The sequence below is a fragment of the Dyella marensis genome (assembly GCF_900112865.1).
GTDB classification, from domain to species: domain Bacteria; phylum Pseudomonadota; class Gammaproteobacteria; order Xanthomonadales; family Rhodanobacteraceae; genus Dyella_D; species Dyella_D marensis_A.
Genome location: NZ_FONH01000028.1, coordinates 1 through 24,284 on the forward strand (window position 1 = coordinate 1; position 24,284 = coordinate 24,284).

Annotated in this window: 25 protein-coding genes and 1 pseudogene; 14 read left to right on the forward strand and 12 right to left on the reverse strand. The window is 67.9% G+C overall.

Annotated features, from left to right (window positions below):
- Positions 1–398: 398 nt before the first annotated feature.
- Positions 399–710 (reverse strand): EF-hand domain-containing protein, encoded by a 312-nt coding sequence (locus BM172_RS20470; protein ID WP_231504173.1) that lies wholly within the window; start codon positions 708–710, stop codon positions 399–401.
- 222 nt (positions 711–932) lie between these two features.
- On the opposite strand from BM172_RS20470, the gene BM172_RS20475 reads away from it, so the two are divergent.
- From BM172_RS20475 to BM172_RS20505, 7 genes and pseudogenes are all read left to right on the forward strand, one after another.
- Positions 933–1,568: a response regulator gene (locus tag BM172_RS20475; RefSeq protein WP_026634782.1), complete on the forward strand. Its 636-nt coding sequence runs from the start codon at positions 933–935 to the stop codon at positions 1,566–1,568.
- 484 nt (positions 1,569–2,052) lie between these two features.
- Entirely contained in the window at positions 2,053–2,610 is a 558-nt protein-coding gene (locus tag BM172_RS20480) for a fimbrial protein (RefSeq protein WP_026634783.1), read from the forward strand.
- A 170-nt stretch (positions 2,611–2,780) separates the two neighbouring features.
- A pseudogene (locus tag BM172_RS22835) lies at positions 2,781–2,960 on the forward strand (hypothetical protein); the annotation flags it as partial.
- Between the two features lie 77 nt (positions 2,961–3,037).
- Positions 3,038–4,027 carry a fimbrial protein gene (locus BM172_RS20490; protein WP_026634785.1) on the forward strand — a complete coding sequence of 330 codons (990 nt, stop codon included), beginning with the start codon at positions 3,038–3,040 and terminating at the stop codon, positions 4,025–4,027.
- Position 4,028: 1 nt separating this feature from the next.
- The gene (gene traF / locus BM172_RS20495; RefSeq protein WP_081805127.1) at positions 4,029–4,616 is read left to right on the forward strand and encodes a conjugative transfer signal peptidase TraF; all 588 of its coding nucleotides are present in this window, start codon (positions 4,029–4,031) and stop codon (positions 4,614–4,616) included.
- A gap of 76 nt (positions 4,617–4,692) precedes the next feature.
- Positions 4,693–5,160, forward strand: coding sequence for a hypothetical protein (locus BM172_RS20500; RefSeq protein WP_026634787.1), 468 nt, complete (start codon positions 4,693–4,695; stop codon positions 5,158–5,160).
- Entirely contained in the window at positions 5,157–6,170 is a 1,014-nt protein-coding gene (locus BM172_RS20505; protein ID WP_081805128.1) for an autotransporter outer membrane beta-barrel domain-containing protein, read from the forward strand. Before BM172_RS20500 ends, BM172_RS20505 begins: the two co-directional genes overlap by 4 nt.
- Positions 6,171–6,181: 11 nt before the next feature.
- Here BM172_RS20505 and BM172_RS20510 read toward each other — a convergent pair whose 3' ends face one another.
- Entirely contained in the window at positions 6,182–7,138 is a 957-nt protein-coding gene (locus BM172_RS20510; RefSeq protein WP_026634790.1) for a helix-turn-helix transcriptional regulator, read from the reverse strand.
- A 176-nt stretch (positions 7,139–7,314) separates the two neighbouring features.
- Complete coding sequence (locus tag BM172_RS20515) at positions 7,315–7,785, reverse strand: DUF3224 domain-containing protein (protein WP_342741474.1); 471 nt, start codon at positions 7,783–7,785, stop codon at positions 7,315–7,317.
- Positions 7,786–7,890: 105 nt separating this feature from the next.
- On the opposite strand from BM172_RS20515, the gene BM172_RS20520 reads away from it, so the two are divergent.
- Entirely contained in the window at positions 7,891–8,700 is an 810-nt protein-coding gene (locus BM172_RS20520) for a helix-turn-helix domain-containing protein (RefSeq protein ID WP_026634792.1), read from the forward strand.
- Here BM172_RS20520 and BM172_RS20525 read toward each other — a convergent pair.
- From BM172_RS20525 to BM172_RS20535, 3 genes are all read right to left on the reverse strand, one after another.
- Complete coding sequence (locus BM172_RS20525) at positions 8,685–9,668, reverse strand: NAD-dependent epimerase/dehydratase family protein (protein ID WP_026634793.1); 984 nt, start codon at positions 9,666–9,668, stop codon at positions 8,685–8,687. The two genes, BM172_RS20520 and BM172_RS20525, sit on opposite strands and share 16 nt — an antisense overlap.
- A gap of 79 nt (positions 9,669–9,747) precedes the next feature.
- Positions 9,748–10,278: a helix-turn-helix transcriptional regulator gene (locus BM172_RS20530; protein ID WP_026634794.1), complete on the reverse strand. Its 531-nt coding sequence runs from the start codon at positions 10,276–10,278 to the stop codon at positions 9,748–9,750.
- Between the two features lie 19 nt (positions 10,279–10,297).
- Positions 10,298–11,215, reverse strand: coding sequence for a LysR substrate-binding domain-containing protein (locus BM172_RS20535; protein WP_197022858.1), 918 nt, complete (start codon positions 11,213–11,215; stop codon positions 10,298–10,300).
- A 172-nt stretch (positions 11,216–11,387) separates the two neighbouring features.
- Between BM172_RS20535 and BM172_RS20540 the strand changes: the two genes are divergently transcribed.
- Positions 11,388–12,089: a pirin family protein gene (locus BM172_RS20540; protein WP_026634796.1), complete on the forward strand. Its 702-nt coding sequence runs from the start codon at positions 11,388–11,390 to the stop codon at positions 12,087–12,089.
- 153 nt (positions 12,090–12,242) lie between these two features.
- On the opposite strand, the gene BM172_RS20545 is transcribed toward BM172_RS20540, so the two are convergent.
- Positions 12,243–12,713 carry an Lrp/AsnC family transcriptional regulator gene (locus tag BM172_RS20545; RefSeq protein ID WP_026634797.1) on the reverse strand — a complete coding sequence of 157 codons (471 nt, stop codon included), beginning with the start codon at positions 12,711–12,713 and terminating at the stop codon, positions 12,243–12,245.
- Between the two features lie 119 nt (positions 12,714–12,832).
- On the opposite strand from BM172_RS20545, the gene BM172_RS20550 reads away from it, so the two are divergent.
- Together BM172_RS20550 and BM172_RS20555 are read left to right on the forward strand one after the other, a co-directional pair.
- The gene (locus BM172_RS20550; RefSeq protein WP_026634798.1) at positions 12,833–13,783 is read left to right on the forward strand and encodes a threonine ammonia-lyase; all 951 of its coding nucleotides are present in this window, start codon (positions 12,833–12,835) and stop codon (positions 13,781–13,783) included.
- Complete coding sequence (locus BM172_RS20555) at positions 13,780–14,394, forward strand: glutathione S-transferase family protein (RefSeq protein WP_026634799.1); 615 nt, start codon at positions 13,780–13,782, stop codon at positions 14,392–14,394. The genes BM172_RS20550 and BM172_RS20555 overlap by 4 nt, the downstream gene beginning before the upstream one ends.
- A 52-nt stretch (positions 14,395–14,446) precedes the next feature.
- On the opposite strand, the gene BM172_RS20560 is transcribed toward BM172_RS20555, so the two are convergent.
- A complete protein-coding gene (locus BM172_RS20560; RefSeq protein WP_026634800.1) occupies positions 14,447–14,674 on the reverse strand; it encodes a hypothetical protein in 228 nt (75 codons plus the stop codon).
- 40 nt (positions 14,675–14,714) lie between these two features.
- On the opposite strand from BM172_RS20560, the gene BM172_RS20565 reads away from it, so the two are divergent.
- A complete protein-coding gene (locus BM172_RS20565) occupies positions 14,715–15,011 on the forward strand; it encodes a DUF6916 family protein (RefSeq protein WP_026634801.1) in 297 nt (98 codons plus the stop codon).
- On the opposite strand, the gene BM172_RS20570 is transcribed toward BM172_RS20565, so the two are convergent.
- The 4 genes from BM172_RS20570 to BM172_RS20585 form a co-directional block, all read right to left on the reverse strand.
- Complete coding sequence (locus BM172_RS20570) at positions 15,004–15,486, reverse strand: GNAT family N-acetyltransferase (RefSeq protein ID WP_035323078.1); 483 nt, start codon at positions 15,484–15,486, stop codon at positions 15,004–15,006. The two genes, BM172_RS20565 and BM172_RS20570, sit on opposite strands and share 8 nt — an antisense overlap.
- 77 nt (positions 15,487–15,563) lie before the next feature.
- A complete protein-coding gene (locus BM172_RS20575; RefSeq protein ID WP_026634803.1) occupies positions 15,564–16,103 on the reverse strand; it encodes a phage tail protein in 540 nt (179 codons plus the stop codon).
- Between the two features lie 31 nt (positions 16,104–16,134).
- On the reverse strand, positions 16,135–16,665 hold the full coding sequence (locus BM172_RS20580; RefSeq protein ID WP_026634804.1) for a phage tail protein: 531 nt from the start codon (positions 16,663–16,665) through the stop codon (positions 16,135–16,137).
- Between the two features lie 13 nt (positions 16,666–16,678).
- Complete coding sequence (locus BM172_RS20585) at positions 16,679–17,179, reverse strand: phage tail protein (RefSeq protein ID WP_026634805.1); 501 nt, start codon at positions 17,177–17,179, stop codon at positions 16,679–16,681.
- Positions 17,180–17,643: 464 nt separating this feature from the next.
- Between BM172_RS20585 and BM172_RS20590 the strand changes: the two genes are divergently transcribed.
- A complete protein-coding gene (locus BM172_RS20590) occupies positions 17,644–23,079 on the forward strand; it encodes a putative Ig domain-containing protein (RefSeq protein ID WP_231504175.1) in 5,436 nt (1,811 codons plus the stop codon).
- A gap of 337 nt (positions 23,080–23,416) precedes the next feature.
- Positions 23,417–24,271 (forward strand): HpcH/HpaI aldolase/citrate lyase family protein, encoded by an 855-nt coding sequence (locus tag BM172_RS20595; RefSeq protein WP_026634807.1) that lies wholly within the window; start codon positions 23,417–23,419, stop codon positions 24,269–24,271.
- Positions 24,272–24,284: the final 13 nt, after the last annotated feature.

Sequence of the window (24,284 nt, forward strand, 5' to 3'; positions counted from 1 at the left end):
GTCGCAGCGTTTGTGCGCGCCACAACGCAGAGCCCCTCTCCCTTCGGGAGAGGGGTTGGGGTGAGGGTACGGGCGAAGCGCAAGAGTGATGTGCACCGCTCCGCCCGCACCCTCATCCGCCTGCCGGCACCTTCCTCGCTCCTCAGAGCCGCGCACATCCATGTGCGCTCCCCGCGTGCTCCCGGCGGGAGAAGGGTTCCAACTTTGAGATTGAGGGATATCCGCAGCGTCTGTGCGTAGCGACGCAGAGCCCCTCTCCCTCCGGCGACCCGAAGGTAGTCCCCGTGGGAGAGAGGGGTTGGGGTGAGGGTACGGGCGGAGCGCAAGAGTGATGTGCACCGCTCCGCCCGACCCTCATCCGGCTGCCGCTAATATGGAATGGATTCGCTCGCCGGGCATCAAGGCTTCCCGCCGGAAGCCGCCGGCGCCGGCCTGGTCAGCGATTTCAGGTAATTCCCCACATCCTCCTTGGACACGTGCCCGCGATGCTCGCGGTCGATCTGGTCGAAATGCCTGGCGATGAAGGGCACGTTGCCGTTCTGTGCCTCCTCCTTGCTGAGCAGGCCGTCGTGGTTGCGGTCCGCCGCATCGAAGTTCTTCATCGCGATATCCAGCTTATTCGCCAAATAGCCGAGCCCGGTCTGGGCGGCCGCGGGGACGGCGATCGCCAGCACGCTGGCGAGGACGAGAAAGCGATGACGCATGCGCATGATCTGCTCCTGCTGGGATGCCCGGCGCCGCCGGGCGGTGGGAGATCCGGGCCGTGCCCGGCGATGGAGGATGGTCGCACTCCCCGTGCCGCACGATCGGGTACCAAAACACGATCGTCAGGCGCTTGCAACAAGCTGCCATTTTCGGACAACGCCTCTCTACGCAGCGCGAAAGCCCGCACCTAAGCTAGTAAGCGTTCGTCTTCCGAGCTCCCTTCGATCATGTTCCAGCGGATCCTCCTCGCCGACGATCACCCCGTCGTGCGCATCGGCGTGCGGGCCATCATCGAAGTCCATGCGTTGGGGCAGGTAGTCGCGGAGACGGGCACCGTGGACGAACTCTTCCAGCTGCTGTCGGAGCAGAGCTTCGACCTGCTGGTCACCGACCTGTCCATGCCCGGCACGCAGCACATCGACGGCTACGCCATGATCGAGCGCATCTGCCGCAATCATCCGGAGCTTCCCGTGCTGGTGCTCAGCATGACCAGCAACGCCAGCGTCCTGCGCACGGTATATGCCAGTGGCGTGCTGGGCCTGCTCGACAAGGCCTCGTCCATGGCCGAGCTGCCGGCCGCCATCCAGGCCGCGGAGCGCGGCAGCGCCTATATCAGCGCTTCATTGCGCAGGCAGCTGGCCCAGGCCGGCTTCCGGCCGCCGGGGTACCGCGCGCTGTCGCCGCGCGAAGCGGAAGTACTGCGCCTGCTCGCCAAGGGCCTGCGGGTGAAGGACATCGCGCTGCGGCTCAATCGCGGCATCACCACCATCAGCAAGCAGAAGAGCGACGCGGCGCGCAAGCTGGGTCTTCGCAACGACGTGGAGCTGTTCGATTTCCTGCGGCGTGAGGGTTTTTCCGGCTGACGCCGCGACGAATCGGTAGCGAAAAATCTCTGCCTTCGATACCGAAGAAAGATCGCGCCGGCTTGCCGATCGCACGGATCATCGCGCCTGCGCCGCCGCGACGGCTGCATGGTCCGGCGATATGCCAAGGCCGCCCATTCGTGTGTGGCGAGTCAGCGCAAGATTTGTGGGCAAACGACAAGGCCGCAGAGCTTGCGGATGGATCGTCGGATTGACGATCGGAGTCATCTTAAAAGCGCGGAAGCAAGAAAAACCGCACCCACTTTGCAACTCCTACTATGGCTGACGCCCGAAAGGGTTACCTATCATTTGGCCATCTGATCTCGACGGAGAACGGTGGCGTGCCGACCGCATCGCGCAGTCATTCCGCACAGCACGGCAGCACGCCGAACGACTTTGTCGCCGTTGCCACCATGGACGGACGACGAGCAACGCCGCAGCGCGGCAGCAACAACCCCACCCCCACTTCACCCATGGAGTCACCATGAAGCACATCAAGATGGCCGCGCTCGGCCTGGGCCTCGTCGTCGCCGCATCGGCCAGCGCCGATACGGGGCTGATCACCTTTCTGGGAACGGTGAGCAATATGACCTGTGTCGTATCCGGCGGCAGCGGCAGCAACGGCGCGTTCGCCAACTTCTCCGTGTCGCTGGATCCGGTGCTGACCTCCACCCTCAACGCGAGCGGCAAGACCGCCAACCGCAAGGGCTACGAGGTGACCTTCAGCGACGGCAAGGGCGGTTCCTGCGCCAGCGCCACGATCACCAAGGCGCACTTCCGCTTCGTCGGCAGCAGCCCCAGCGTCAACATCGACGGCCGTATGAAGAACGTACTCGGCTTCACCGGCGCGCAGAACGTCGAGATGCAGATGCTCGACGACGGCAACAACCTGATCAACCTCACCAACCACGCGCGCAAGGACGTGACCCTGGCCACCACCGGGCCGACCTCGCTCAAGTTCGGCGTGCAGTACTACGCCACGGGCGTGGCGACCGCGGGCAATTTCCGCTCCGACGTCATCTACGAGGCCTACTACGACTGAGTCCGGCCTGGCCGGCACGCGGGCGGCGCAAGCGCCGCCCGCGACCTGTACGAACGAGACGACTCATGAAGAACACGACACATCGCCATCTGGCCGGCCTCTTCCTGCTCGCGTTGTTCTGCGCAAGCCGCAGCGAAGCCGAGGTCGTCATCCTGGGTACCCGCGTGATCTATCCCTATCAGCTGGCGGCATGGCGCCTGCGCGGGCATCTGCGCAGCGATCGCGGCGACCTGTGGACGCGCGCCGCCAACTATCACTCGCGCACGCCGCGGCACAACGCACGCTACCGCGCCCAGTTGATGCACAAGGCATGGCGATGGAACCAGTGGCTGGGCAGGCAGTTCACCACTCACATGGTCGATGACGTCACCGCCCATCGGCATGGTGAAACCGGCGTGGCCGACGTGCCCGACAGCGGAGATGCAGCATGACCATGGCTCGATTCGTATTCCTGGGTGCATGCCTCGCCGGCGTCTGCCATGCGCGTAGCGCGAGCGCGGCATGCACGGTGACCTATACGCCGCCCTTCGCGGTCAATCGACCGGCCGGCATCCTGGTGGATGGCGATCTGCCTGCGGGTTCGCCGATCCGGACCACCATGGCGGACAGCGCCACGGCGCGAATCCAATGCACCGCGCCGACCACGACCGAGGTCAGCATGGAGCTGCAGGGCGATGGACTGGTCTCCGGCGATATCCGCGAGATCACCGTCGGCGGACAGCCGTCCGGCCTGGGCATCCGGCTGTTTGCCAAGACTCAGGGCGACGCGGGCTATGCCGTCCTGCCGCGCAAGGCCATGAAGTCGTTTCCTGGGGGAGAGTCCAGATGGCAGACGTTCTTCTATGCGGAATATGTCCGTACCGGCGGGTCCGTCAGATACGGTCTGGCGGATACCACCGTGAACGGCCGCCTGGGCAGGATCTGGGTGCCCGACGCGGCGGCATTCACGCCTAACCGGATCATCAATCCGGTGAAAATGGAGCGCCTGGAACTGATCCGTCCGGCCTGCTCGATCGAGACCGGCTCGCTCAACCAGGACGTCTCGCTAGGGAATTACCTCGTATCGGATCTGCGCAACGGCAAGGTCACACCAGGCTGGCAGACCTTCCGCCTGACCATGGCGGCATGCGCGAATCCGGCCGACCTGCTGACCGACATCACCTTCGGCACGGCGGCGGACGCCGATGTGAACAACGCGACGCTGTTCTATATGAATGCGACCGGCCCGGGCGGCTACGGCATCGCCATCGAGACGGGCGACGGTGCTTTTCGCATGGTGCCGGGCCAGTCGCGTGAGTTCGCCGCCATAGGTACGGGTGCCAGCTATCCGTTCCGCGCGCGGCTGGAACGCACCGCCGGCGCTGTCACGGCCGGGCGGATCCATCGACCGGTCGCCGTGCGCGTCACGTTTCGCTGAGATGGCATCGTCTGTGCCGTTTACAGGCGCAAGCTGGCCGCGCCGCGCCGGGACCGCGCTGTTTGCGGCGATGGTGGCCATGCTGGTCCTGCTCGAAGCCGGCTATGCCGCGGGCTTGCGCCTGAACTACACGCGCAGCCTGCCGCTGGGTGTGTACCGGGTGGTGAAGCAGTCGGTGCAGCGCGGTGCTTACGTGCGCTTCTGTCCGCCGCGCACCGGGGCGATCGCCCTGGCGATGGAGCGCGGCTATCTGCACGCGGGCGACGTCTGCCCCAACGGTTATCTGCCGATGCTCAAGCGGGTGGCCGCGATCGGCGGTGATTGGGTCTCCGCGCATGACGATGGCGTGCGAGTCGATGGGCGGCTGTTGCCGCTCAGCGCCCGTCTCGCCACCGATGCGGCTGGCCTGCCCCTGCCCGGGCCTTCGCCCACGCAATTGCGGCTGGCGCCCTCGCAGCTATGGGTGATGTCCGATACCAACGGCCGTTCGTTCGATAGCCGCTACTTCGGACTGATCGATCGCGCCTGGGTGATGGAGGTGGTCCAGCCCGTGATGACCTGGGAGCCGGGCGGCAACGGGTCCGGCTGACGAATCAGATACGCAGCGCCGATGCGGCCCTGGCCGCCATCGCACCCTGGCGTTTTATCCAGCGAGGTGAAGCTTCATGCGCAACATCATGGTCCTGGCCGTACTGGCGACGGCATGCTCCGGTTGCCGCTCGCCGGACGATCACCGCATCGCCCTGGCCGAGGCGCCGCCGATGCCGGAAGTCGCCGCTGCTACGCTCGGCGACATGGCCGAGGCCGCTGCTGCGGATCAACCGAGCGCCGACGATGTCTTCGACGCCGGCATGGTCATGGTGGCGGCGCGCGACGTCTGCAGGCTCCCGGCCGTGGAGCTGGCCAAGTTTGCGGCGTACAGCGAATGGGTGGTCAAGGACGATCCGCAGCGCAAGGCGCTCTTCCTCATGGCCGGGCAAGCAGCGGCGAAGCAGCATGAGGCCGTCATCGCGAAGGGGCAGCAGGAGGCCTACCGGCGATCGACCTGCGACCGTGTGCGGCGCGTGCTCGCCACCATCGAGCGAGATGCCAGATCCCATCCGGCGACGGATCATCGAGAGGCGATGCGATGAGGATCGCGCGTGCTCCAGAAGCTTTGCGCGGCCCGTGGCGTGGAAGGCATCGCCGCGCAGTGGCAGGCGCGGGATGGCTATGCGTGCCATGGGTGTTCCAGGCTGCCCATGCCTGCGCACCTTTCGCCGACGCCGATGCGAATGCCGCGATAGGGTCCGCTGCACAGCTGGCCCAGGGTGGCCTGCTCATGGACGGCCTGCACCGCCGGCTCGGCGAGATCCGCCAGGTGATGCCCGTGCGCGATGTCGGCGGCGAAGTCTTCATGCGGAATGTCCATGGCATGTTCGAGCATGTCGGCGGCTTCCATGCTGCGCGTTCGCGCGCCGCTGCGCTGCAGCTCGGCGGCAACGTGGCCTACTGGAATGACGGCGGCGCTCATCAGCGTGCGGGCTGGGCGTTGGATCGGGGGACGCTGCGGGTCAGGCCCGGGCGCACGACAGGTATCGACAACGACATCCGCGGCCTCGCCGCCTGGTATACCCGCCATGGCGAGAACGGCGCCTACGTGGACGCCGGCATAAGGCGCGCCAGCGGCACCGGCCGGGCACGCGGCGTCGCGAAAATCCGGACCGGCCAATGGACGCTCTCGGCGGAAGCCGGCGCCCCGCTGCCGCTCGGCGATAACTTGATCGTCGAGCCGCAGGTCCAGCTGACCTACCAGTCGTTGCGTACACGCGTGGCGCGCGGCATCGGCACTATCCGTACACGCCAGGCCACGGCGCGCCTCGGTGTGCGTATCGCGCGCATCGACAATGAGCGCTTCGTCCCTTATCTGCAGGCCGAGCTCGAACGGCAGTTCGCGGGACGGAGCCGTGCCGCGCCGGCCAGCGCTTCATCGGTCGATGCCGCCGCCGTGCGCAACGGCAGCGCCTTGCGGCTGAGCACCGGCCTGACCATCAAGGTGCATCGCACGGTGGATGTCTATGCGCATGCAGGCGTGCAGCGGCGCCTGGCCGGCGGCGGCAGCACGGGCGGATCGTTCGGTGCGGGCCTGCGCATCAATTTCTGAGCGCTGGGCCGTCAAGCTTCGCGCCCGGCCAGTTCGCCCAGGCGTGCGCTCAACGCGCGCACTGCGGCGCGCAAGGCTTCCGGTGCGCGCACGGTGAAATCGAACGGCTGTCGCGCCAGCTGGCGCGCGAACCAGTCCAGCCCGTCGATCTGCGCGCGCAGCAGCACGCCGCCGTCGACCGGCTCGAACAGGCCCATCGTGCCGCCCAGCCGTTCCAGCGCTTCCTGCAGGGTGGTGTGCAGGAGCACTTCGGCGGTATGCGCGCGCGGCAGGGTGGCCAGGCTGAAGGTGAGGTGCGCGACGGCGTCGAAATCCCGCGGTCGCAGGAACAGCGTTTCCTGCGCCGCGACGTCGGCCACGCGATCGAGGCGGAACGAGCGCAGTCCCCGCCGTAGATGGCAGTGGCCGGCGACGTACCAGAAGCCCCCGCTGTGCGCGAGGCCATAGGGATCGACCTCGCGCTCCGTCTCCATGTCGGCGGAGCTGCGATAGCGCAGGCGCACCCGCCGGCATTGCTGCGCGGCGGCGCTCAGGGCGAACAGCGTGTCGCTGGCGCCGGGGGCGGACGAGCGCGCCAGGTCGAGCATCACCGTATCGGCCACCGCGCGCGTGCGCGCCATCAGCCGCTCCGGCATCACCCGCTCGAGCTTGGCCTGCGCGCTGGCCACCGCGGCGGAGGCCTCGGTCAGCCCCATGCCGCGCGCCGCCAGCAGGCCCACCGACAGCGCCAGCGCTTCGTCGTCGGTGAACATCATCGGCGGCAGCTTGAAGCCGGCGATCAGCAGGTAGGCGCCGTAGCGGCCGCGCTCGGCGGTAACCGGAATGCCCAGTTCCTCCAGCGCGGCGATGTAGCGGCGCACCGTGCGCGCGTCCACGCCCAGCCGTTGCGCGATCTCCGCGCCGCTGATGCGGCGGTGCGTCTGGAGCAGCTCCAGCACGGCCAGGGCTCGGGTGGCGGAGCGGTACATGGCGCGCAGGTTAGCGGATAAACAGGACCGATCTCGCCCTGATTACCGCTTGCGCCGTGGAGGCATCCGGTAACTGGCGTAGGTTGGGGTGAGCCGCAGGCGAACCCCAACAGTGCGATGCGCATGGGTGGTGCCATGTTGGGGTTCGCCTGCGGCTCACCCCAACCTACGGGGTCTCACTCCGTAGGCATGCTGTAGTCGAACGTGTAGGAATGCCCGCCCTTGGCGTCGATATGGATGACCAGCGTCCCGCTCAGCCCTGCCAGTTCATCGGTGCCGGAATCGGGCACCACCGTCACCGCCAGCGCCGGCGTACCGCGCGTCATCGTCGCGCTGTGCATCAGCACGAAGCTGCCGTGTTTCCCGCCCAGCGTGCCGGTGACCCGCTCCAGCGCGACATAGGCGCCGGAGCCGGTGGCCCGGTCCATCACCGCCAGCATCTCGCCCAGGCTGCTGCCGTCCAGGTCGCCGTGGAAGCGCTTGTCGATGGTCTGCCGGCCCAGCGCCGCGGCTTCGATGCCGGGTGCGGACGGCTGTGCCGCGAGCTTGACGTCGAACGTGCCTTGGGCGTGCTGCATGCTGCTCTCCGGATCGTGGGCCATCGCCGGCGCCGCCACCAGGGCGACGATGGCGACGGCCAGCTGCAAGGGACATCGAGGGAACATAGTGTGCTCCACCGGCGCGGACGATCGCCGCCTGGACCGGCATTGCAACAGGAGGCCCCTTTCGATGATTGGAAAAACGCGACAGCCATGAGCGCGCCGGCACCCGAGCCGCGCGGCGTACTGCACCCGCGCCTGCCGCAGGGCGAGTTCCGGCACGAACGCCGCCCGCCCGGCGCCGTCCTGGCGGGCCTGATCGAGCATTACTGGTTTGTCGCCTGGGATCTGCGCGGCCTGCCGCCGCAGACGCAGGAAACCCTGCCGCATCCGAGCGTCCACCTGGTGGTCGAGCCGCCGCAGGCGCGGCTCTATGGTGTGCACCAGGGGCGCTTCGTGCGCGTGCTCGAAGGACAGGGCCGGGTTTTCGGCATCAAGTTCCGGCCCGGCGGCTTCCGTCCGTTCTACAGCGCCGAAGTGGCGAAGCTGATGGACGGTTCGCTCGCCGCGCGCGATCTGTTCGGCGCGCCGGCCGAGCGTTTCGAAGCTGAAGTGTTAGCCGCCGCCGACATGGACGCGATGACGGCCGCCGCCGAACGGCTGCTGCTGGCGCACCTGCCCGCCGCGGATGCCAACGTCGAACGCGTCGCCGGCCTCGTCGCCGCTATCGCCAGCGACCGCTCCATCACCGCCGTCGAACAGCTGTGCGAACGCATCGGGCTCAACGCGCGCGCCCTGCAACGCCTGTTCAAGAACTACGTCGGCATCGGCCCGAAGTGGGTGATCAACCGCTACCGCCTGCACGAGGCTATCGCGCAATTGCAGCAGGGACAGGCCGCCGATTGGGTAGAGCTGGCGTTGTCCTTGGGTTACTTCGACCAGGCGCATTTCATCCGCGACTTCCGCGCCCTGGTCGGCTGCACGCCGGCGCAGTACGCGCGGCGGCTTCAGTCCACCGGATAAGGCAGCTCGCCGAACGTCGTCGCGTGATAGCCCTTCGCGCCCACCGCCAGCGCCAGCGGGCTGCGGAACTCGCGCTCCGCCGCCAGGCAGCCCAGCACCTGGGCGAAATGATGGCGCGGCTGCCAGCCCAGCTCGTGGCGCGCCGACGCGTTGACGTAGACGCGGTCGATGCGCGGGAACATCCGCCAGCCGCGCGCGCCATACAGCGCCTCGAACGAAGGGAACAGGCGCCGGAGCACCGCCGGCGCATCGCGGTGCAGCAGCGCGAGATCTTCCGGTGCGAACGGCGTGGTGGCCGAGACGATGTAGCGGCCGAAGCCCAGGGCCGGCGCACGCTCGATCGCCAGCAGGTGCGCGTTGACCACGTCCTCGATGTCCGCGCGTCGATACAGCAGCTCGTTGGCCTGCGCGTTGGCGAGATCGTAGGCGGCGCGCTTGGCGGCATCGTCGTCGGCTTCGGGAAAGAAGCGCGACGTGCGCAATACCAGCACCGGCAGCCCGTGCCGCCGGTGGTACAGCTCGCACAGCTGCTCGGCGGCGAGCTTGGTGGTGCCGTAGATGTTCTTCGGCACCGGCGCGACGCACTCGGTGATCCATGCGGCCGGCGCGTCCGCGGCCGGCGTCAGTGCCGCGCCGAACACGCTGGTGGTGCTGGTGAAGACGAAGGCCCGCACGCCCGCCGCCACCGCTTCCTCCAGCAGCGCCAGCGTGCCGCTGATATTGGTATCGACGAAGTGCTGCGCCGGATGCGTGGCCACGTGCGGCTTGTGCAGGGTGGCGGTGTGGATCACGGCGTGCACGCCGCGCATCGATTCGCGCACGAAGGCGCGGTCGGCGATGTCGCCGGTGCGGTGCGTGAACGGCGAAGCTTTCAGGTCGATGCCGATCGCCTCGCGCGAGGCGGCGCGCAGGCTGCGCATCAGTGCCTCGCCGAGATGGCCGGCGCTGCCGGTCACCAGGATGGTCATGGCTCGCTCCCGTGGTGCTGGGAGCAAGAGCGTAGCGAGCGTATCGGTGCGCCCGCCACGCATAAATTATGCGCGGCGCTCAGCTCAGCGTCGTGACCAGCCGTCCCACGCTGCCGTCCGCCAGCGCGATGCGTTCCCACAGCGCGGTGCTGGGCCGGATCGGCAGCTCTGCATTGGTGCCGGTGGCGATGCGCAGCGAGCCCTGGCGATCCTCGTACCAGCCGCGCGCATCCAGCGTGGCTTCGGCGGCGAGGATTTCCGGCGTGGCGTAGACCAGCATCGAGGTGCCCAGCAGCTCGCCGGCGGGACGGCGCCAGTCGGCGAAGCGCGCCGGCGAGACGGCCAGCAGTCGATGCGTGCGGTCGCACACCAGGTGCACCTTCTGCGTCGAGGTTTCCACCAGCCGCTTCAGCGCGGCGTCCTGCGCGGGGTCCGGCCGCGCTTCCAGCAGGCGCTGCACGGCCAGGCGCTGCGCCGTGGACAGCTCGAGGTCGCCACGTTCCCAGCGCGACACGGTGGACTGGGTGACGCCGAGCAGCTCGGCCAGGTGGCTCTGTTTCATGCCGCGCAGCTGGCGCAGCCGTCGCAATGCGCGTCCGAAGGGTGCCATGGCGGCCTCCGTCATCCGGTCAGTTACAGAACGATAGCGCGAGCAGGCGCTCCAGCGTGCCGGGCCGCCGCGAGCGCTCGATCCACCAGCGCAGCGCGGCGCCTTCCTCGCCGGTGCGCCAGGCCAGGTAGAAGGTCTCGGCCGGCTTGGGTTCCTCCACCTGTTTCACCACCAGCTCGCCGGCCTGGATCGCGGGGCGCGCATACGGTTCCGGCAGGAAGCCGAAGCCCAGGCCCGCGCGCTGGAAATCCAGTTTGCTGCGGATATCCGGCACGGTCATCGCCTCCTGCCCGAAGGCCAGTCCCACTGTGCGCGAGACCAGCTTGCGTGCGCTGTCGGCCACGGCGATGGCGCGGTACTGCTGCAGGTCCAGCCGGCCCAGCGGGCGGTCGAGCGCGGCCAGCGGATGCTCCGGCGCCACCGCGAACACGAACGGCAGCGAGCCCATCGGCTCGGCCACGTAGCCGCCGCCGGAAGGGCCTTCGCCGGCGGCGCCGATCAGCAGGTCGGCGCGGCGCTCCAGCAGCGCCTCCCAGGTGCCCGACAGCGCTTCCTGCCCCACCCGCAGCCGGGTGCGGTCGGCCACGGCGCAGAACGCCTCGATGTCCTCGCGCAGCGCGATCGGAGCGAACATCGAGTCGATCTCGATGGCGAACTCGGTCTCCCAGCCGGAGGCCACGCGGCGCACGCGCGCCTCCAGGTCCTGCGCGGCGCGCAGCAGGTGGCGGCCTTCCTTGAGCAGCACGCTGCCGGCCTGGGTCAGGTCGGCGCGCGGGCCGGCGCGCTCGAACAGTTGCACGCCCAGTTCCTCCTCCAGTTTGGCCACGGTGTAGGAGATGGTGGAGGGCACTTTGTGCAGTTCCTTGCCGGCCGCGGCGAAGGAGCCGCGGCGGTCGATGGCGTCCAGGATCTGCAGGGCGTCGAGGCTGAGGCGCAGCATTCGAAATTCTCGATGGTAGGCCGGCAATCTACTCGCTTTTCCGCGCCGGCGAGGGCGCCCATACTCTCTCCATCAGGACGCGATGGCAAGCAAAACAAGGCTTCTTTGGGCTGGGTGGCCCGGGTCGGCAAGCCATCGAATCCATCGCACATCACTACGGAGGCATCCCATGTTGGAAGTCCGCAAGAGCCAGGAACGTGGCCGCGCCGAGCACGGCTGGCTGTCCTCCCGCCACAGCTTTTCCTTCGCCGAGTACTGCGACCCGCGCCATATGGGCTTCGGCCCGCTGCGCGTGATCAACGAGGACCGCGTGAGCGGCGGCCAGGGCTTCGGCACCCACGGCCACCAGAACATGGAGATCATCTCCTACGTGCTCGGCGGCGCGCTGGAGCACAAGGACAGCCTGGGCACCGGCTCGGTGCTGCGCTATGGCGACGTGCAGCGCATGAGCGCGGGCACCGGCGTGCGCCACAGCGAGTTCAATCATGACGCCAAGGAGCCGGTGCACTTCCTGCAGATCTGGATCATGCCGGAGCGGCAGGGCGTCGAGCCCAGCTACGAGGAGAAGCGCTTCGACGAGGCTTCCAAGCGGGGCCAGCTGAGACTGATCGTGTCGCCCGACGGCCGTGACGGGTCGTTGCGGATGAACCAGGACGCGTACCTGTACGCATCGATCCTGGCGGCGGGCGACAAGCTGGCGCTCGAGCTGGCGCAAGGCAGGCTCGGCTATGTCCACGTGGCACGCGGCAGCGTGACCGTCAATGGCACCGTGTTGGACGCAGGCGATGCGTTGCGGTTGAAGGATGTTGCGTCGATCGAGCTGGAAGGCGGCGGTGACGCCGAGGTGCTGGTGTTCGACTTGCCGCGTTAATCGAGTCCTTGATCGTGGCGGCAGGCGAATGAGGGTCGGGGCTCGCCAAAGAGGATCGACGAAGCGTCGCTCGCTTTTAGGCTCCCGCTTCTACGCTCCGTAGGTCCCCCTCACCCCGACCCTCTCTCCGCTGGGGAGAGGGAGATTGGGGGGTTACTCCTCGATCGGTACCAGCACCCCGCGCTTCAAGGTGCCCAGCGCCACGCGCGTCTGGAACCGCCGCACATTGGCGTTCTCCGCCACCAGCTTCTGCATCAGCGCGTCGTAGTCCTCGACATCGCGCGCGCTGACCACCAGCACGTAGTCGCCTTCGCCGGTGACGTACCAGGCTTCCTGCACCGCCGGTTCGGCCGCGATCCATTGCTTGAGGCTCGCCAGCAGCTCGGGCCGCTCGCGTTCCACTTCCACGTCGACGATCAGCGTCAGCGGACGTCCCGCGCGCTTGGGATCGACGATCGCCACCTCGGCGACGATCACGCCCTCCTCGCGCAGGCGCACGATGCGCCGCTGCACCGCCGAGGCGGACAGGCCGATCTCCGCGCCGATCAGTTCGGCCGAGCGGCGCGCATCGGTCTGCAGGATGGCCAGGATGCGGCGGTCGAATTTGTCCAGAGCGGTGGGCATGGCCGCGTCGCCTCGTCGAAGATCGGGTAGAAAACCCGCCGTCCTCCCGGCGGACGCGGCCCTGCCGCGCGGCGCCACCCTAGCATGGTCAGCCTTCGCCACCGAAGCGAGCGCATCGCATGACCCTCTCATTGGACCTCGACGGCGTTCTCGCCGCCTCGCCGCAGATCGATCCCGTGTTCCTGCATACGCCCTTGCGCAGGGCGGCCGCCCTCGATGACGCGCTGGGTTGCCGACTGCTGGGCAAGGATGAAACCGACAACCCGATCGGTTCGTTCAAGGGTCGCGGCACGGAATGGTTCGTCGCCACCGCGCTGAATTCCGGCGAGGCCATCGTGTCCGCTTCGGCTGGCAACTTCGGCCAAGGGCTGGCGCGCGCAGCCACGCGCCGCGGCCATGCCTGCACGGTCTTCGCGGCCCAGACCGCCAATCCGGCGAAGCTCGAGGCGATGCGCGCGCTGGGCGCCGAGGTGCGTCTGGCCGGTGTGGATTTCGACGCGGCGAAGTCGGCCGCGCGCCAGTACGCGGAAGAGCATCGGTTGCGCTTCGTCGAAGACGGTGCCGAGCCCGCGATCGCGCAAGGTGCCGCCACCATCGCGCTGGAATTGCTGGCCGAAGCCGCACCGGAGGTGGTGCTGGTGCCGCTGGGTAATGGCGCGCTGCTGGAAGGCATCGGCTCGGTGTTGCGCGCGCGTGCGCCGTCGGTCGAGATCGTGGCGGTGGTCGCCGCTGGCGCGCCGTCGATGAAGCTGTCGCTGGAAGCGGGACGCGCGATCGAAACCGCGCATGCCGACACGATCGCCGACGGCATCGCGGTGCGCGTGCCGATCGCCTCGCGGCTGCCGCAGCTGCGGCGCTGCTGCGATCGCATCGTCGCGGTGAGCGAGGCGCAACTGCTCGACGCCATGCGCCTGATCCAGCGCCACCTGGGGATGGTGGTCGAACCCGCGGGGGCCGCGGGCGTCGCCGGCATCCTGGCCGAGCCGGCGCGCCATGCCGGCCGCCTCGTCGCCACCGTCCTGTGCGGCAAGAACATCCATCCTTCGTTGCGCGATCGGTTGATCCCATGAAACTGCTCTACCAGACGCACTCTCCCTACGCCCGCAAGGTGCTCGTCGCCGCCCACGAAAGCGGCCTGGCCGATCGCCTGGAAGTGATCCATCACGAAACCAGTCCCACGCGGCGCAACGAGGCCGTGTATGCGTTGAATCCACTGGGCAAGGTGCCGGTGCTGGTGCTCGACGACGGCACGGTGCTGTTCGATTCCAACGTGATCTGCGCATACCTCGACGACCTGCACGACGGGCCGAAGCTGATCCCGGCCGATGGCGCCGCGCGCTATCGCGTCCTGTGCGCGCAGGCGCTGGCGCAAGGCATCGCCGATGCCGGCATCGCGGCGCGCTGGGATCTCGAGCGGCGGCCGGAGGCCTTGCGGTGGCCGGTGCTGGCCGACGCTTATCGCGACAAGATCGCCGCTGCCTGCGATTACCTCGAACGTGAGATCGACACGGCGGCGATCGACCTTGGCGCCATCGCGCTCGCCACCGCGCTGAGCTGGATCGAGTTCCGCGAGGTCTACGACTTCCGCGCGGGCCGTGTGCGCCTGGCCGCTTGGTATGTGGCTTTTGCCGAGCGCACTTCGATGCGCGCCACCGCGCTGAGCGGCGCGACCCATGACTGACGGAGCGCCATCCATGCTTTCGCAGACGTCAAGGCCTTCACTGTGGGCGTCGCTATTGTTCCTGCACGGCCATGTCGCCGATGCGCAGCTGGCGCAGCGGCTTGCCGGTGCCGCCGACGCGGAAGAGGCAGCGCCCCCTGCTCATGGCGAAGCGATGCGCCGCTTTGTCGAGCGTGGCCGCAAGCTTTCGCTGCGCCTGTGCCAGGGCATCGGAAGCGGCCTGGTGCACATGCAATAGCGCGCTGCCGACACGCGATTCGGCGCCGCTTCTGTGCGACACTCGGCGCCCATTCCATCAGCGGCGTACAGGGGGCGGCGCGATGCAATTCTTTGCTCTGGAACATTTCGCGGGACACGTGGGCGAGACCTTCACGGTCGCCCTGGATCACGACGGCAATGCACCGTTCGCACTGGTGGAGGCGCGGCCGCTGCCGGTGCAGCAGTACCAGGGCATGGTGCGCTCGCCGTTCTCGCTGTTGTTCCGCCACGAGGCGGCGATCGTGTTCCCGCAGAAGATTTACCAGATGAAGCACGCCGCCATCGGCGAGTTCGGCATTTTCCTGGTGCCGGTCGCGCGGGACCAGACCGGCTTCATCTACCAGGCGCTGTTCAACTGAGCGCGGCCGCGGTGGCCCTCCAGCGCATGCGCTGGTGGCTGCCGAGGTCTTCCTCGATGACGAAACCCATCCGCTCGTAGAGCCGGCGCGCGCCGGCATTGCGCTGCTCGACATGCAGCATGACGCTGGCCAGGCCGTCGCGTTGCGCGGTCTGCTGGACCAGTTTCAGCAGTGCCGAGCCGATGCCGCGACCACGCGCCACCGAGAGCAGCGCGATATCGATCACGTTGACCTCGCGCCCGTCCTGATGCAGATACAGGCGGCCGACGGGCTCGCCCGCATCCTCGATCACCAGGTAATCCGCCGGCTGGTAGTGGGCGGTGTAGTGCTGGTGCTGCAGCACGAACTGGCTGTCGAGGAAGTTCTGGCGAAGAGCTTCCGGCCATGGCACTGCGGCGAGTTCGGCTGTGCGTACGTCGGCGTAGAGGCGACGGAAGAAGGGAATGTCCTGGTTCTGTGCTTCGCGCCAGCTCAAGCCCGGCGGAAGGTCTTTCCCTGTTGCGGGCAGCCAGGCTGCCCGCAACAGGGGAAAGCTCAGTGCATCAACCGTGCTCACGGACGCGTCGGAAAGACACCCGACAGGCAGATGCAGAAGTTCAGCGTGAGGTAGGGCTGCTGGTTCTCGTGCGGCGCGCCGGCACCCGCCACGCCGATCGTTGCGGGCGGAAAAGTGGTGTTGAACGTGGCATCGGCGGTGAATGCTTTCATGCCCGGCTTCTGCAACGGGATGATGGCATTGCCGGTGGCCGGCGTGCCGGTGCGCTTAGTGGCATCGGTCTGGTTGTAGATGCGCGCGGCATGGCTGTGCGCCGGCATGGTGTTGGTCACCAGCGTGACACTGTCCGAGCCGAAGGTTTCACCCATGACGCGTGGCGTCAGCCCGGCGCCCGAACCCTGGCCGCAGGCGGCGTTGCCGATGTAGTTCGGCAACTGGTAGTTGGACGTGCCATTGCCGCCGAAGGTGGTGCCCAGCAGGGAGAAAAGAGCCGTATTCTGCTGGATCGGCATCAACTGTCCCGAGCATGCGGCCCAGTTGTAAGGCGCAAAATTGAAAGCGTAGATCTGGATCTCGCCAAGAAAGGGATCGCTCATGATGTTGGTCCTTGTGATCGGTCGATGAGCGTCAGCCCTGCGAGGGGAAGACGCCGGCCCACGCGATGCAGAAGCGCGCGACCAATGACGGCATGGTGTTGTCGTGCGGCTGGCCGTTGCCCATGGAACCGACGGCGGAACTCGCCATGGCGACGCTGGGAATGCTGGCCGTGCTGGTCGTGTAGAGCACATCGCCGCTGACGGCACCAAGCTGCAAGGTAGCGGACGGCGCGGTGGAGCTGCCAGCCGAACTCACGGCATAGTAGGCATGGGTATGCGCCGGTATCTGGTTGGACAGCAAGGTGACGTTCTCGGTGCCGGCGATCTGGCCAAGCACGTACGTCCCCATACCCAGCCCCGTGCCCTGATGGATCGGCACGCGACCGCACAGATTGGGCAGGCCGAATGTGTTCACGCCATCGCCGCCGTAGGTCGTGCCGAGCAAGGTGTACAGCACCTCGTACTCGGCGATGGAAAGTAGGCGGCCATCGCAATCGAACCAGCCATTGGGCGCGAAGTTGTAGGGAAACAGGCGGACTTCGCCAACATAAGGTTGAGACATGGCGTGGCTCCGGTCAGCTGCGCGAAGGATAGATGCCGTTAAGCGCGATGCAGAAATTCAGCACCAGGTATGGCTGCAGGTTGGAATGCGGCAGCGTCTGGCCCGCGTTGTCGAGCACATTGAGCGCGATCTGCGTACCGCTGTTGGCACCGTAGATCTGCTCAGAGCCGGTGTTGCCGAACAGACCCTTGCTGGGATCGATGGCAGTCGCCGCGGCCGTACTGGCGTTGAAGCCGTGGTTGTGCGAAGGCAGATTGGCGGTCAGCAGCGTGACGTTCTCGACGCCGCCGGTCTGGCCGATGTCCTGGCCATTGGTGGAACCCAGCGGCGTGCGGCTGCGCAGATCGGGAAGCTGGAAATTCGTGGTGCCGTTGCCGCCGTAGTACGTGCCCAGCAGCGAGAACAGCGCCTGGTTCTGCGCGATGGGCAGCAGCTGTCCATTGCAGAAAGCGAATCCCCTGGGCGCGAAATTGAACGCCACGGGCATGATCTGCCCGAGAAAGGGTTGTGACATGAGTTTTCCCCCTTGGTTATGCCGGCAAAAAGAGCCCCTGGCCGGATCGCTTAACTTTTGCGCATGATCCGGCATCTTGACAAGCACTTCGTGAGCCAGGTCACAATGTCGCGCTGCTTGCCCAAGGAGGGTAAGCACTTACGGGGGTAGGTGCAGGACCGCCAGGCAAGGCCAGAAGTCTGCCGGCGGAGGGGTCCGGTACCGCGGCTGCTCGTTCACGAGCCACGGCAGCTTTCACGAATGCGCCGCCAGGCGCCCGCCCGTTGGGAAGATGGGCAAGCAGGGGACAAGTCATGTGGCATACGGAGTCGAAGCATCGCGACGCGATGCGCCATGGGCTCGGCCGTAGCATTTTCGGCCGCTGGAGCGCGTTCCTGTTGCTGTGCATCATGCTGGCAGTGCCTGGCATATCGCACGCGAGCTGCCCGGATTTCACACCGCCCAATGCGAGCGTCGGATCGCCGGTGCCATCTGGCGGCACGATCGTCATCGACGTGCCTGCGAGCTGCAGCGGGTCCGGATTCCTGGTGATCGGCGATGTCACAACGCCCGCCACCCACGGTACGGCGCAGACCACCGACTACAGCAATCGCAAGATCACCTATACGAATAACGGTGACGGCGCCACGACCGATTCCTTCAAGTTCGACGACGGCCTCGGCGGCACCGACCCGGCGATCACCGTCACGCTCAATATCGCGCCGCACACGTCACCGATCAGCATCACGCCGACGACGCTGCCTTCGGGCACGGTGGCGGTTCCCTATAGCTCGACCACGTTGACCGCCTCCGGCGGTACCTCGCCCTATACCTATGCCGTCACCGGCGGCACCTTGCCGGCCGGCTTGACTCTTAGCAGCGGCGGCGTGATCTCCGGTACGCCGACGACGGACAATACCTATTCGTTCACCGTCACCGCGACCGACAGCGCTAGCGTCACTGGCATTCAGAGCTACACGGTCACGATCGCAGCGCCGAACGTGCACATCTCGAATACGCCCACCGATCCAGTCATCAACGCGCCCTACAGCTTTACGTTCACCGCGACTGGAGGCACGGCTCCCTACACCTACACGCTGGACGGAGGCACCACGCTCCCGGCTGGCTTGGTATTGGCGAGTAACGGCACGATCAGCGGCACGCCCACCGCCCTGGGCCTGAAGAGCTTCACGGTGAGGGCGACCGATAGCGGCGGCTTCTTCTCTGCCAGCAACTTCACTGTCACCGTCCAGAACCTGCCGCCCCCGGTCGCCAACCCGGTCAGCGCCACCGTCGCCTACAACAGCACCAACAACCCGATCACGCTCAACATCACCGGCGGCGCGCCTTCATCGGTCGCGATCGGCACGAATGCGGCGCACGGTAGCGCTGTCGCCACTGGCACCTCGATCACCTACACGCCGACGGCGGGCTACGCCGGTCCGGACAGCTTCACCTACACGGCCACCAACGCGGGCGGCACCTCGTCGCCGGCCACCGTGACGATCACCGTCTCGCCGCCGACCATCACCTACACGCCGTCCAGCCCGGCCGCGGGCACCGTCGGCGTGGCATACAGCCAGTCGGTCGCAGGCGCCAGCGGCGGCGCAGCGCCGTACACCTACACGATCGCTTCCGGTGCCCTGCCGGCCGGCATCACGCTGGCCGCCAACGGCACGCTTTCCGGCACGCCGACGGCAAACGGCACGTTCAACTTCACCGTCAAGGCGACCGACAGCAGCACCGGCACCGGCCCCTTCAACAAGACCAGCGGCACGCTGACGCTGACCATCGCCGCGCCGACCATCAACTACACGCCGACCAATCCGCTGCCGGCGACGGTCGGTACCGCCTATAGCCGCTCGCTGGCCAGCGCCACCGGCGGCACCGCGCCGTACAGCTACACGATCGCTTCCGGCAGCTTGCCTGCCGGCATCACGCTGGCGAGCAACGGCACGCTGTCGGGTACGCCCACCGCGGGCGGCACCTTCAACTTCACCGTGACCGCGACCGACAGCAGCGGCGGCACCGGTCCGTTCAGCGCCACCAGCGGTGCGCTGACGCTGACCGTGAATGCGCCGACCGTCGTGGTCTCGCCGACCACGCTGCCCAACCCGACGGTGGCCACGGCGTATTCGCAGAACGTGACGGCCTCCGGCGGCACCGCGGCGTACACCTTCGCCATCACCGCCGGATCGCTGCCCTCCGGCCTGAGCATGAGCAGCACCGGCGCCATCACCGGTACGCCCACCGCGGCCGGCGCCTTCAACTTCACCATTACCGCGACCGACAGCAGCACCGGCACCGGCCCGTACACCGGCAGCCGCGCCTACACCATCACGGTGGCTGCGCCGACGCTGACGCTGACGCCCGCCTCCGGCGCAACCATCAACGGTACGGCCGGCGTGGCGGTAAGCGGCAGTTTCACCGCCGCCAACGGCACCGCGCCGTATACCTACGCGGTCACCGCGGGTGCGCTGCCGCCGGGCGTGTCGCTGTCGTCCACCGGCACGCTGTCGGGTTCGCCGACGGCGGCGGGCAACTTCAACTTCACCGTGACGGCCACCGACAGCTCGACCGGTACGAGTGCGCCCTTCACCGTGTCGGGCAGCTACACGCTCGCCATCGTCGCGCCGACCATCACGCTGTCGCCGAGCACCTTGCCGGTGCCGGCGGTCGGCAATGCCTATAGCCAGACGATCACGGCATCCGAAGGCCATCCGGCCAGCTTCACCTACGCCCTGACGTCGGGCGTGCTGCCGACCGGCCTGAGCCTGGACGGCAGCACCGGTGTGCTGAGCGGCACGCCGACGGCCGCCGGCCCCTTCAACTTCACCATCACCGCGACCGACACCGGCGGCTTCACCGGCAGCCAGGCGTACGCCGTGAGCGTGGGCGCGGGCACGGTGATACTGCCGCCGGGCGCGCTGGCCAACGCCGCGGCGGAGGCGCCGTATACGCACACCTTCGCGGCCAGCGGCGGTACCTCGCCGTATACCTACTCGCTTACGGCGGGTGCGCTGCCGGCAGGCATGGCGCTGTCGTCCGCGGGTGTGCTGTCCGGCACGCCGACCGCGGCGGGCACTTTCAACTTCACCGTCCGTGCGGCCGACAGCAGCACCGGCGCGGGTGCGCCGTTCACGGCGAGTCAGTCGTACTCGCTCACCGTGACCGCGCCGACGATCACCCTCGCGCCGGCCAGTTTGCCGGCGGCCTCGGGCGGCACCGCCTACAGCCAGACCATCACTGCCAGCGGCGGCAACGGCGGTTACACCTACAGCCTCTCGGCGGGCGCGCTGCCGCCCGGCATTGCCCTGAGCAGCGCCGGCGTGGTGTCCGGCACGCCGACCACCACCGGCAGCTACAACTTCACCGTCACCGCGACCGATGGTTTCAGCTTCACCGGCAGCCAGGCCTACACGTTTACCGTGAACGCGCCGACCATCACCATCTCGCCGGCCACGCTGCCTGCGGCGACTGGCAGCATTGCCTACAACCAGACGCTGACCGCAGCCGGCGGCAACGGCGGCTACACCTTCAGCCTGCTCTCCGGCGCCCTGCCGCCCGGCATCTCCCTGAGCAGCGCCGGTGTCGTCAGCGGCACGCCGACTACGACCGGCAGCTACAACTTCACCGTCAAGGCGACGGACGGCTTCGCCTTCAGCGGCAGCCAGGCCTACACCGTCACCGTGGGTGCACCGGCGATCGTGTTCACGCGCACCACCCTGCCGGGTGGTCAGGTCGCCGTCGCCTACAGCCAGACGGTGAGCGCGACCGGCGGCAGCGGCAGCTTCACCTACAGCCTCAGCACCGGTGCGCTGCCGCCCGGTATCGCCCTGAGCAGCGCCGGCGTCATCAGCGGCACGCCGACCACGGCCGGCAATTTCACCTTCACCGTGACGGCGACCGACAGCTTCGGCTTCACCGGCAGCCAGCCCTATACGGTAGGCATCAACCAGCCCGTACCGGTGGTGGTGAACGACACCGCCACCACGCCGGCCAATGCGCCTGTCACCATCAACGTGACCGCCAACGACACCGGCCCGATCACCAGCATCGCGGTGGCGCAGGCTCCGGCGCACGGCACGGCGACGGTGAGCGGCCTCAATGCGGTGTACACGCCGTCGACCAACTTCTTCGGCACCGACACCTTCACCTACACGGCTACCGGCCCCGGCGGTACGTCTACGCCGGCCACGGTGACCGTCACGGTGACGCCGCTGGCCGTGCCGGTCGCGGCGGCGCAGAGCGCCACGGTGCTGGCCGGCCAGTCGGTCACCATCCATGCCACCGCCGGCGCCACCGGCGCGCCGTTCACCGGCGTGACGATCACCACCCCGCCGGCCAAGGGCACGGCAGCGGTGAGCGGTACCGACATCGTGTACACGGCGCCGCTGGATGCCTCCGGTGCGGTAGCCATGGACTACACGCTGTCCAACCCGTTCGGCACCTCGACGCCCGCGCACATCACGGTCACCGTCAATCCGGTGCCGCTGCCCGCGGCATTGACTGCCAACGTGGTGGCCGGCCGCACGGTGCAGGTGGACCTGACCAGCGCCGCGCACGGCGGTCCGTTCACGGCGGCTACGCTGGTCGCGGTGTCGCCGGCCAATGCGGGCCACGCCAACATCCACAACAGCGGCACCTCGGGCTATACGCTCGAATTCACCGCCGCCAACAACTACAGCGGCCAGGCCCAGGTCAGCTACACGCTGAGCAATGCCTACGCCACCTCGGCCACGGCGACGGTGAACATCACCGTGACCGGTCGCAGCGACCCGTCGAAGGATCCGGAAGTACTCGGCATCCTCCAGGCCCAGGCCGATTCGGCACGGCGCCTGGCGGTGGGCCAGATCAACAACTTCCAGCGTCGCCTCGAATCGCTGCATACCGGCAACGGCGGTGGCGGTTTCAGCAACGGCATCAGCTTCAGCTCGGCCAGTGCACGGCAGAACCGCGATCCGATGACGGGCCTGCGCGGCCGCGACGACGACTGGGGCCGCCGCTTCCTGGTGCAGCCGGACGAGCCGACCCCGGGCCAGGGCCAGCGTGCCGGCTCGACCGGCCAGGGCCAGCCCGGCCAGTGGTCGGTGTGGACCGGCGGCGCGGTGAACTTCGGCAAGACCCTGCCGGGCAGCAGCGACGATGGCATCGACTTCACCACCTCGGGCATCAGCCTGGGTGCGGATCGCGCCATCAACGACCAGCTGGCCGTTGGCGCCGGCATCGGCTACGGCCATGACTCCTCCGACGTGGGCAAGCACGACAGCCGCAGCACGGTCGACGCCTACAGCGCGGCGGTGTACGGCAGCTATCGCCCGGTGCCGCTGGTGTATGTCGATGCGCTGATCGGCTACCAAAAGATGTCGTTCGACTCGCGCCGCTATGTCACCGACAACGGCAATACGGTGACCGGCAGCCGCGACGGCAAGCAGCTGTTCGCCTCGCTCTCGGTGGGCTACGAGCACCGCACGCAGGACGGCATGCTGATCTCGCCCTACGGTCGCTTCGACTTCGCCCGCGCCACGCTGGACGGCTATACCGAGCACGGCGACGACGTCTACGACCTGCACTACGAGCGCTCGACCGTGAAGACCAGCACCGGCGTGCTCGGCCTGCGCGCGCAGTGGGTGGTCAAGCGCGACTACGGCGTGTGGATGCCGCAGCTGCGCGCGGAGTTCCGCCACGACTTCCAGGGCGCGAGCGTGGCGGCCATGCGCTACGCGGATCTGCTGGGCGGCCCGCTGTACCAGGCGGTGCTGGGCAACACCACGCGCAACCACACCCTGGTCGGCGCGGGCGTGATGCTGCAAACGCTGAAGGGCTGGTCGATGCGCCTGGAGTACCAGAACCTGCTCGACAACAGCACGCGCGACAACCAGTCGATCCAGCTGGGGGTCGAGAAGAAGTTCGATCCGTAATGCGGGAGGCCGCGGGCGCTTGGCGCCCGCGGCCCTCTTTCAGGCTGCCGCACCATCCAGGCTCGTCATTCCGGCGCAGGCCGGAATCCAGTAACGACATGGCCTGATTTTCGCGAAGGCCGATCCGAAGTTTTCGCGAAGATCCTGCTCACCGCCACTGGATTCCGGCCTGCGCCGGAATGACGAGCTTGGGGCAGGCCGCCGCGATTCCTGGGTCGGCATGCCGCACCGCGGCGAATCGATAGCATCGCTATCGTTTGAACAAGCCCTCGCTGTACCGATCGCGCGCTAAGGCTGCCGCACACTACGGGCATGCCGATTTCCCCGCCCGTCCTCCATGCGTAGCAAACTGTTCGTTCCCGGAGGGCGGCCGGAGCTGTTCGCCAAGGCGCTGGCGGGCGAGGCGGATGCGCTGTCGTTCGACCTGGAGGACTCGGTCACGCCCGAGCTGAAAGGCGCCGCGCGCACGGCGATCGCGTCCTTCCTCGCCACCGAGGCCGCGCGGCAGTCGCCCAAGCTGATGATCGTGCGCACCAATGCGCCGTCGACGCCGTACTTCGCCGATGACATCGAAGCCGTGGTCGGCGACGGCGTCACCCTGATCAACCTGCCCAAGATCGAATCCGCCGAGGAAGTGCGCGCGGCGGTGGACATGATCGCCAGGGTCGAAGCCACCCGCGGCTGGCAGCGGCGCACCCGCCTGTTGGTGAATATCGAAACGCCGCTGGCGCTGGCCCGGGCCGCGTCCATCGCCGGCGCGCATCCGCGCGTGGCCGGCCTGCAGCTGGGCCTGGCCGACATGTTCGAGCCGTACGGCATTGAGCGGCGCGACCTGGCCAACGTGCATTCGGTGCTGTTCGCCATGCGCATGGCGGCGGCGCAGGCGGATGTGTTCGCGCTCGACGGCGCCTTCGCCGATGTCGCCGACAGCGAGGGTTATCGCGAGGAAGCCGCGCTGGCGCGCCGGCTCGGCTATCTCGGCAAGAGCTGCATCCATCCGCGCCAGGTGGCGCTGGCCAACCAGGCCTTCGCCGTCTCCGACGCGGAGATCGAAAGCGCGCGACGCATCGTCGAGGCCGCGCGCGAGCCGGGCAACCAGGGTCGCGGCGCCTTCATGGTCGATGGCAAGATGGTCGACCTGCCGTTCCTGAAACGGGCGCAGGCCCTGCTCGCCGCGGCGCACAAGCCGTGACGGCGGGCGAGTC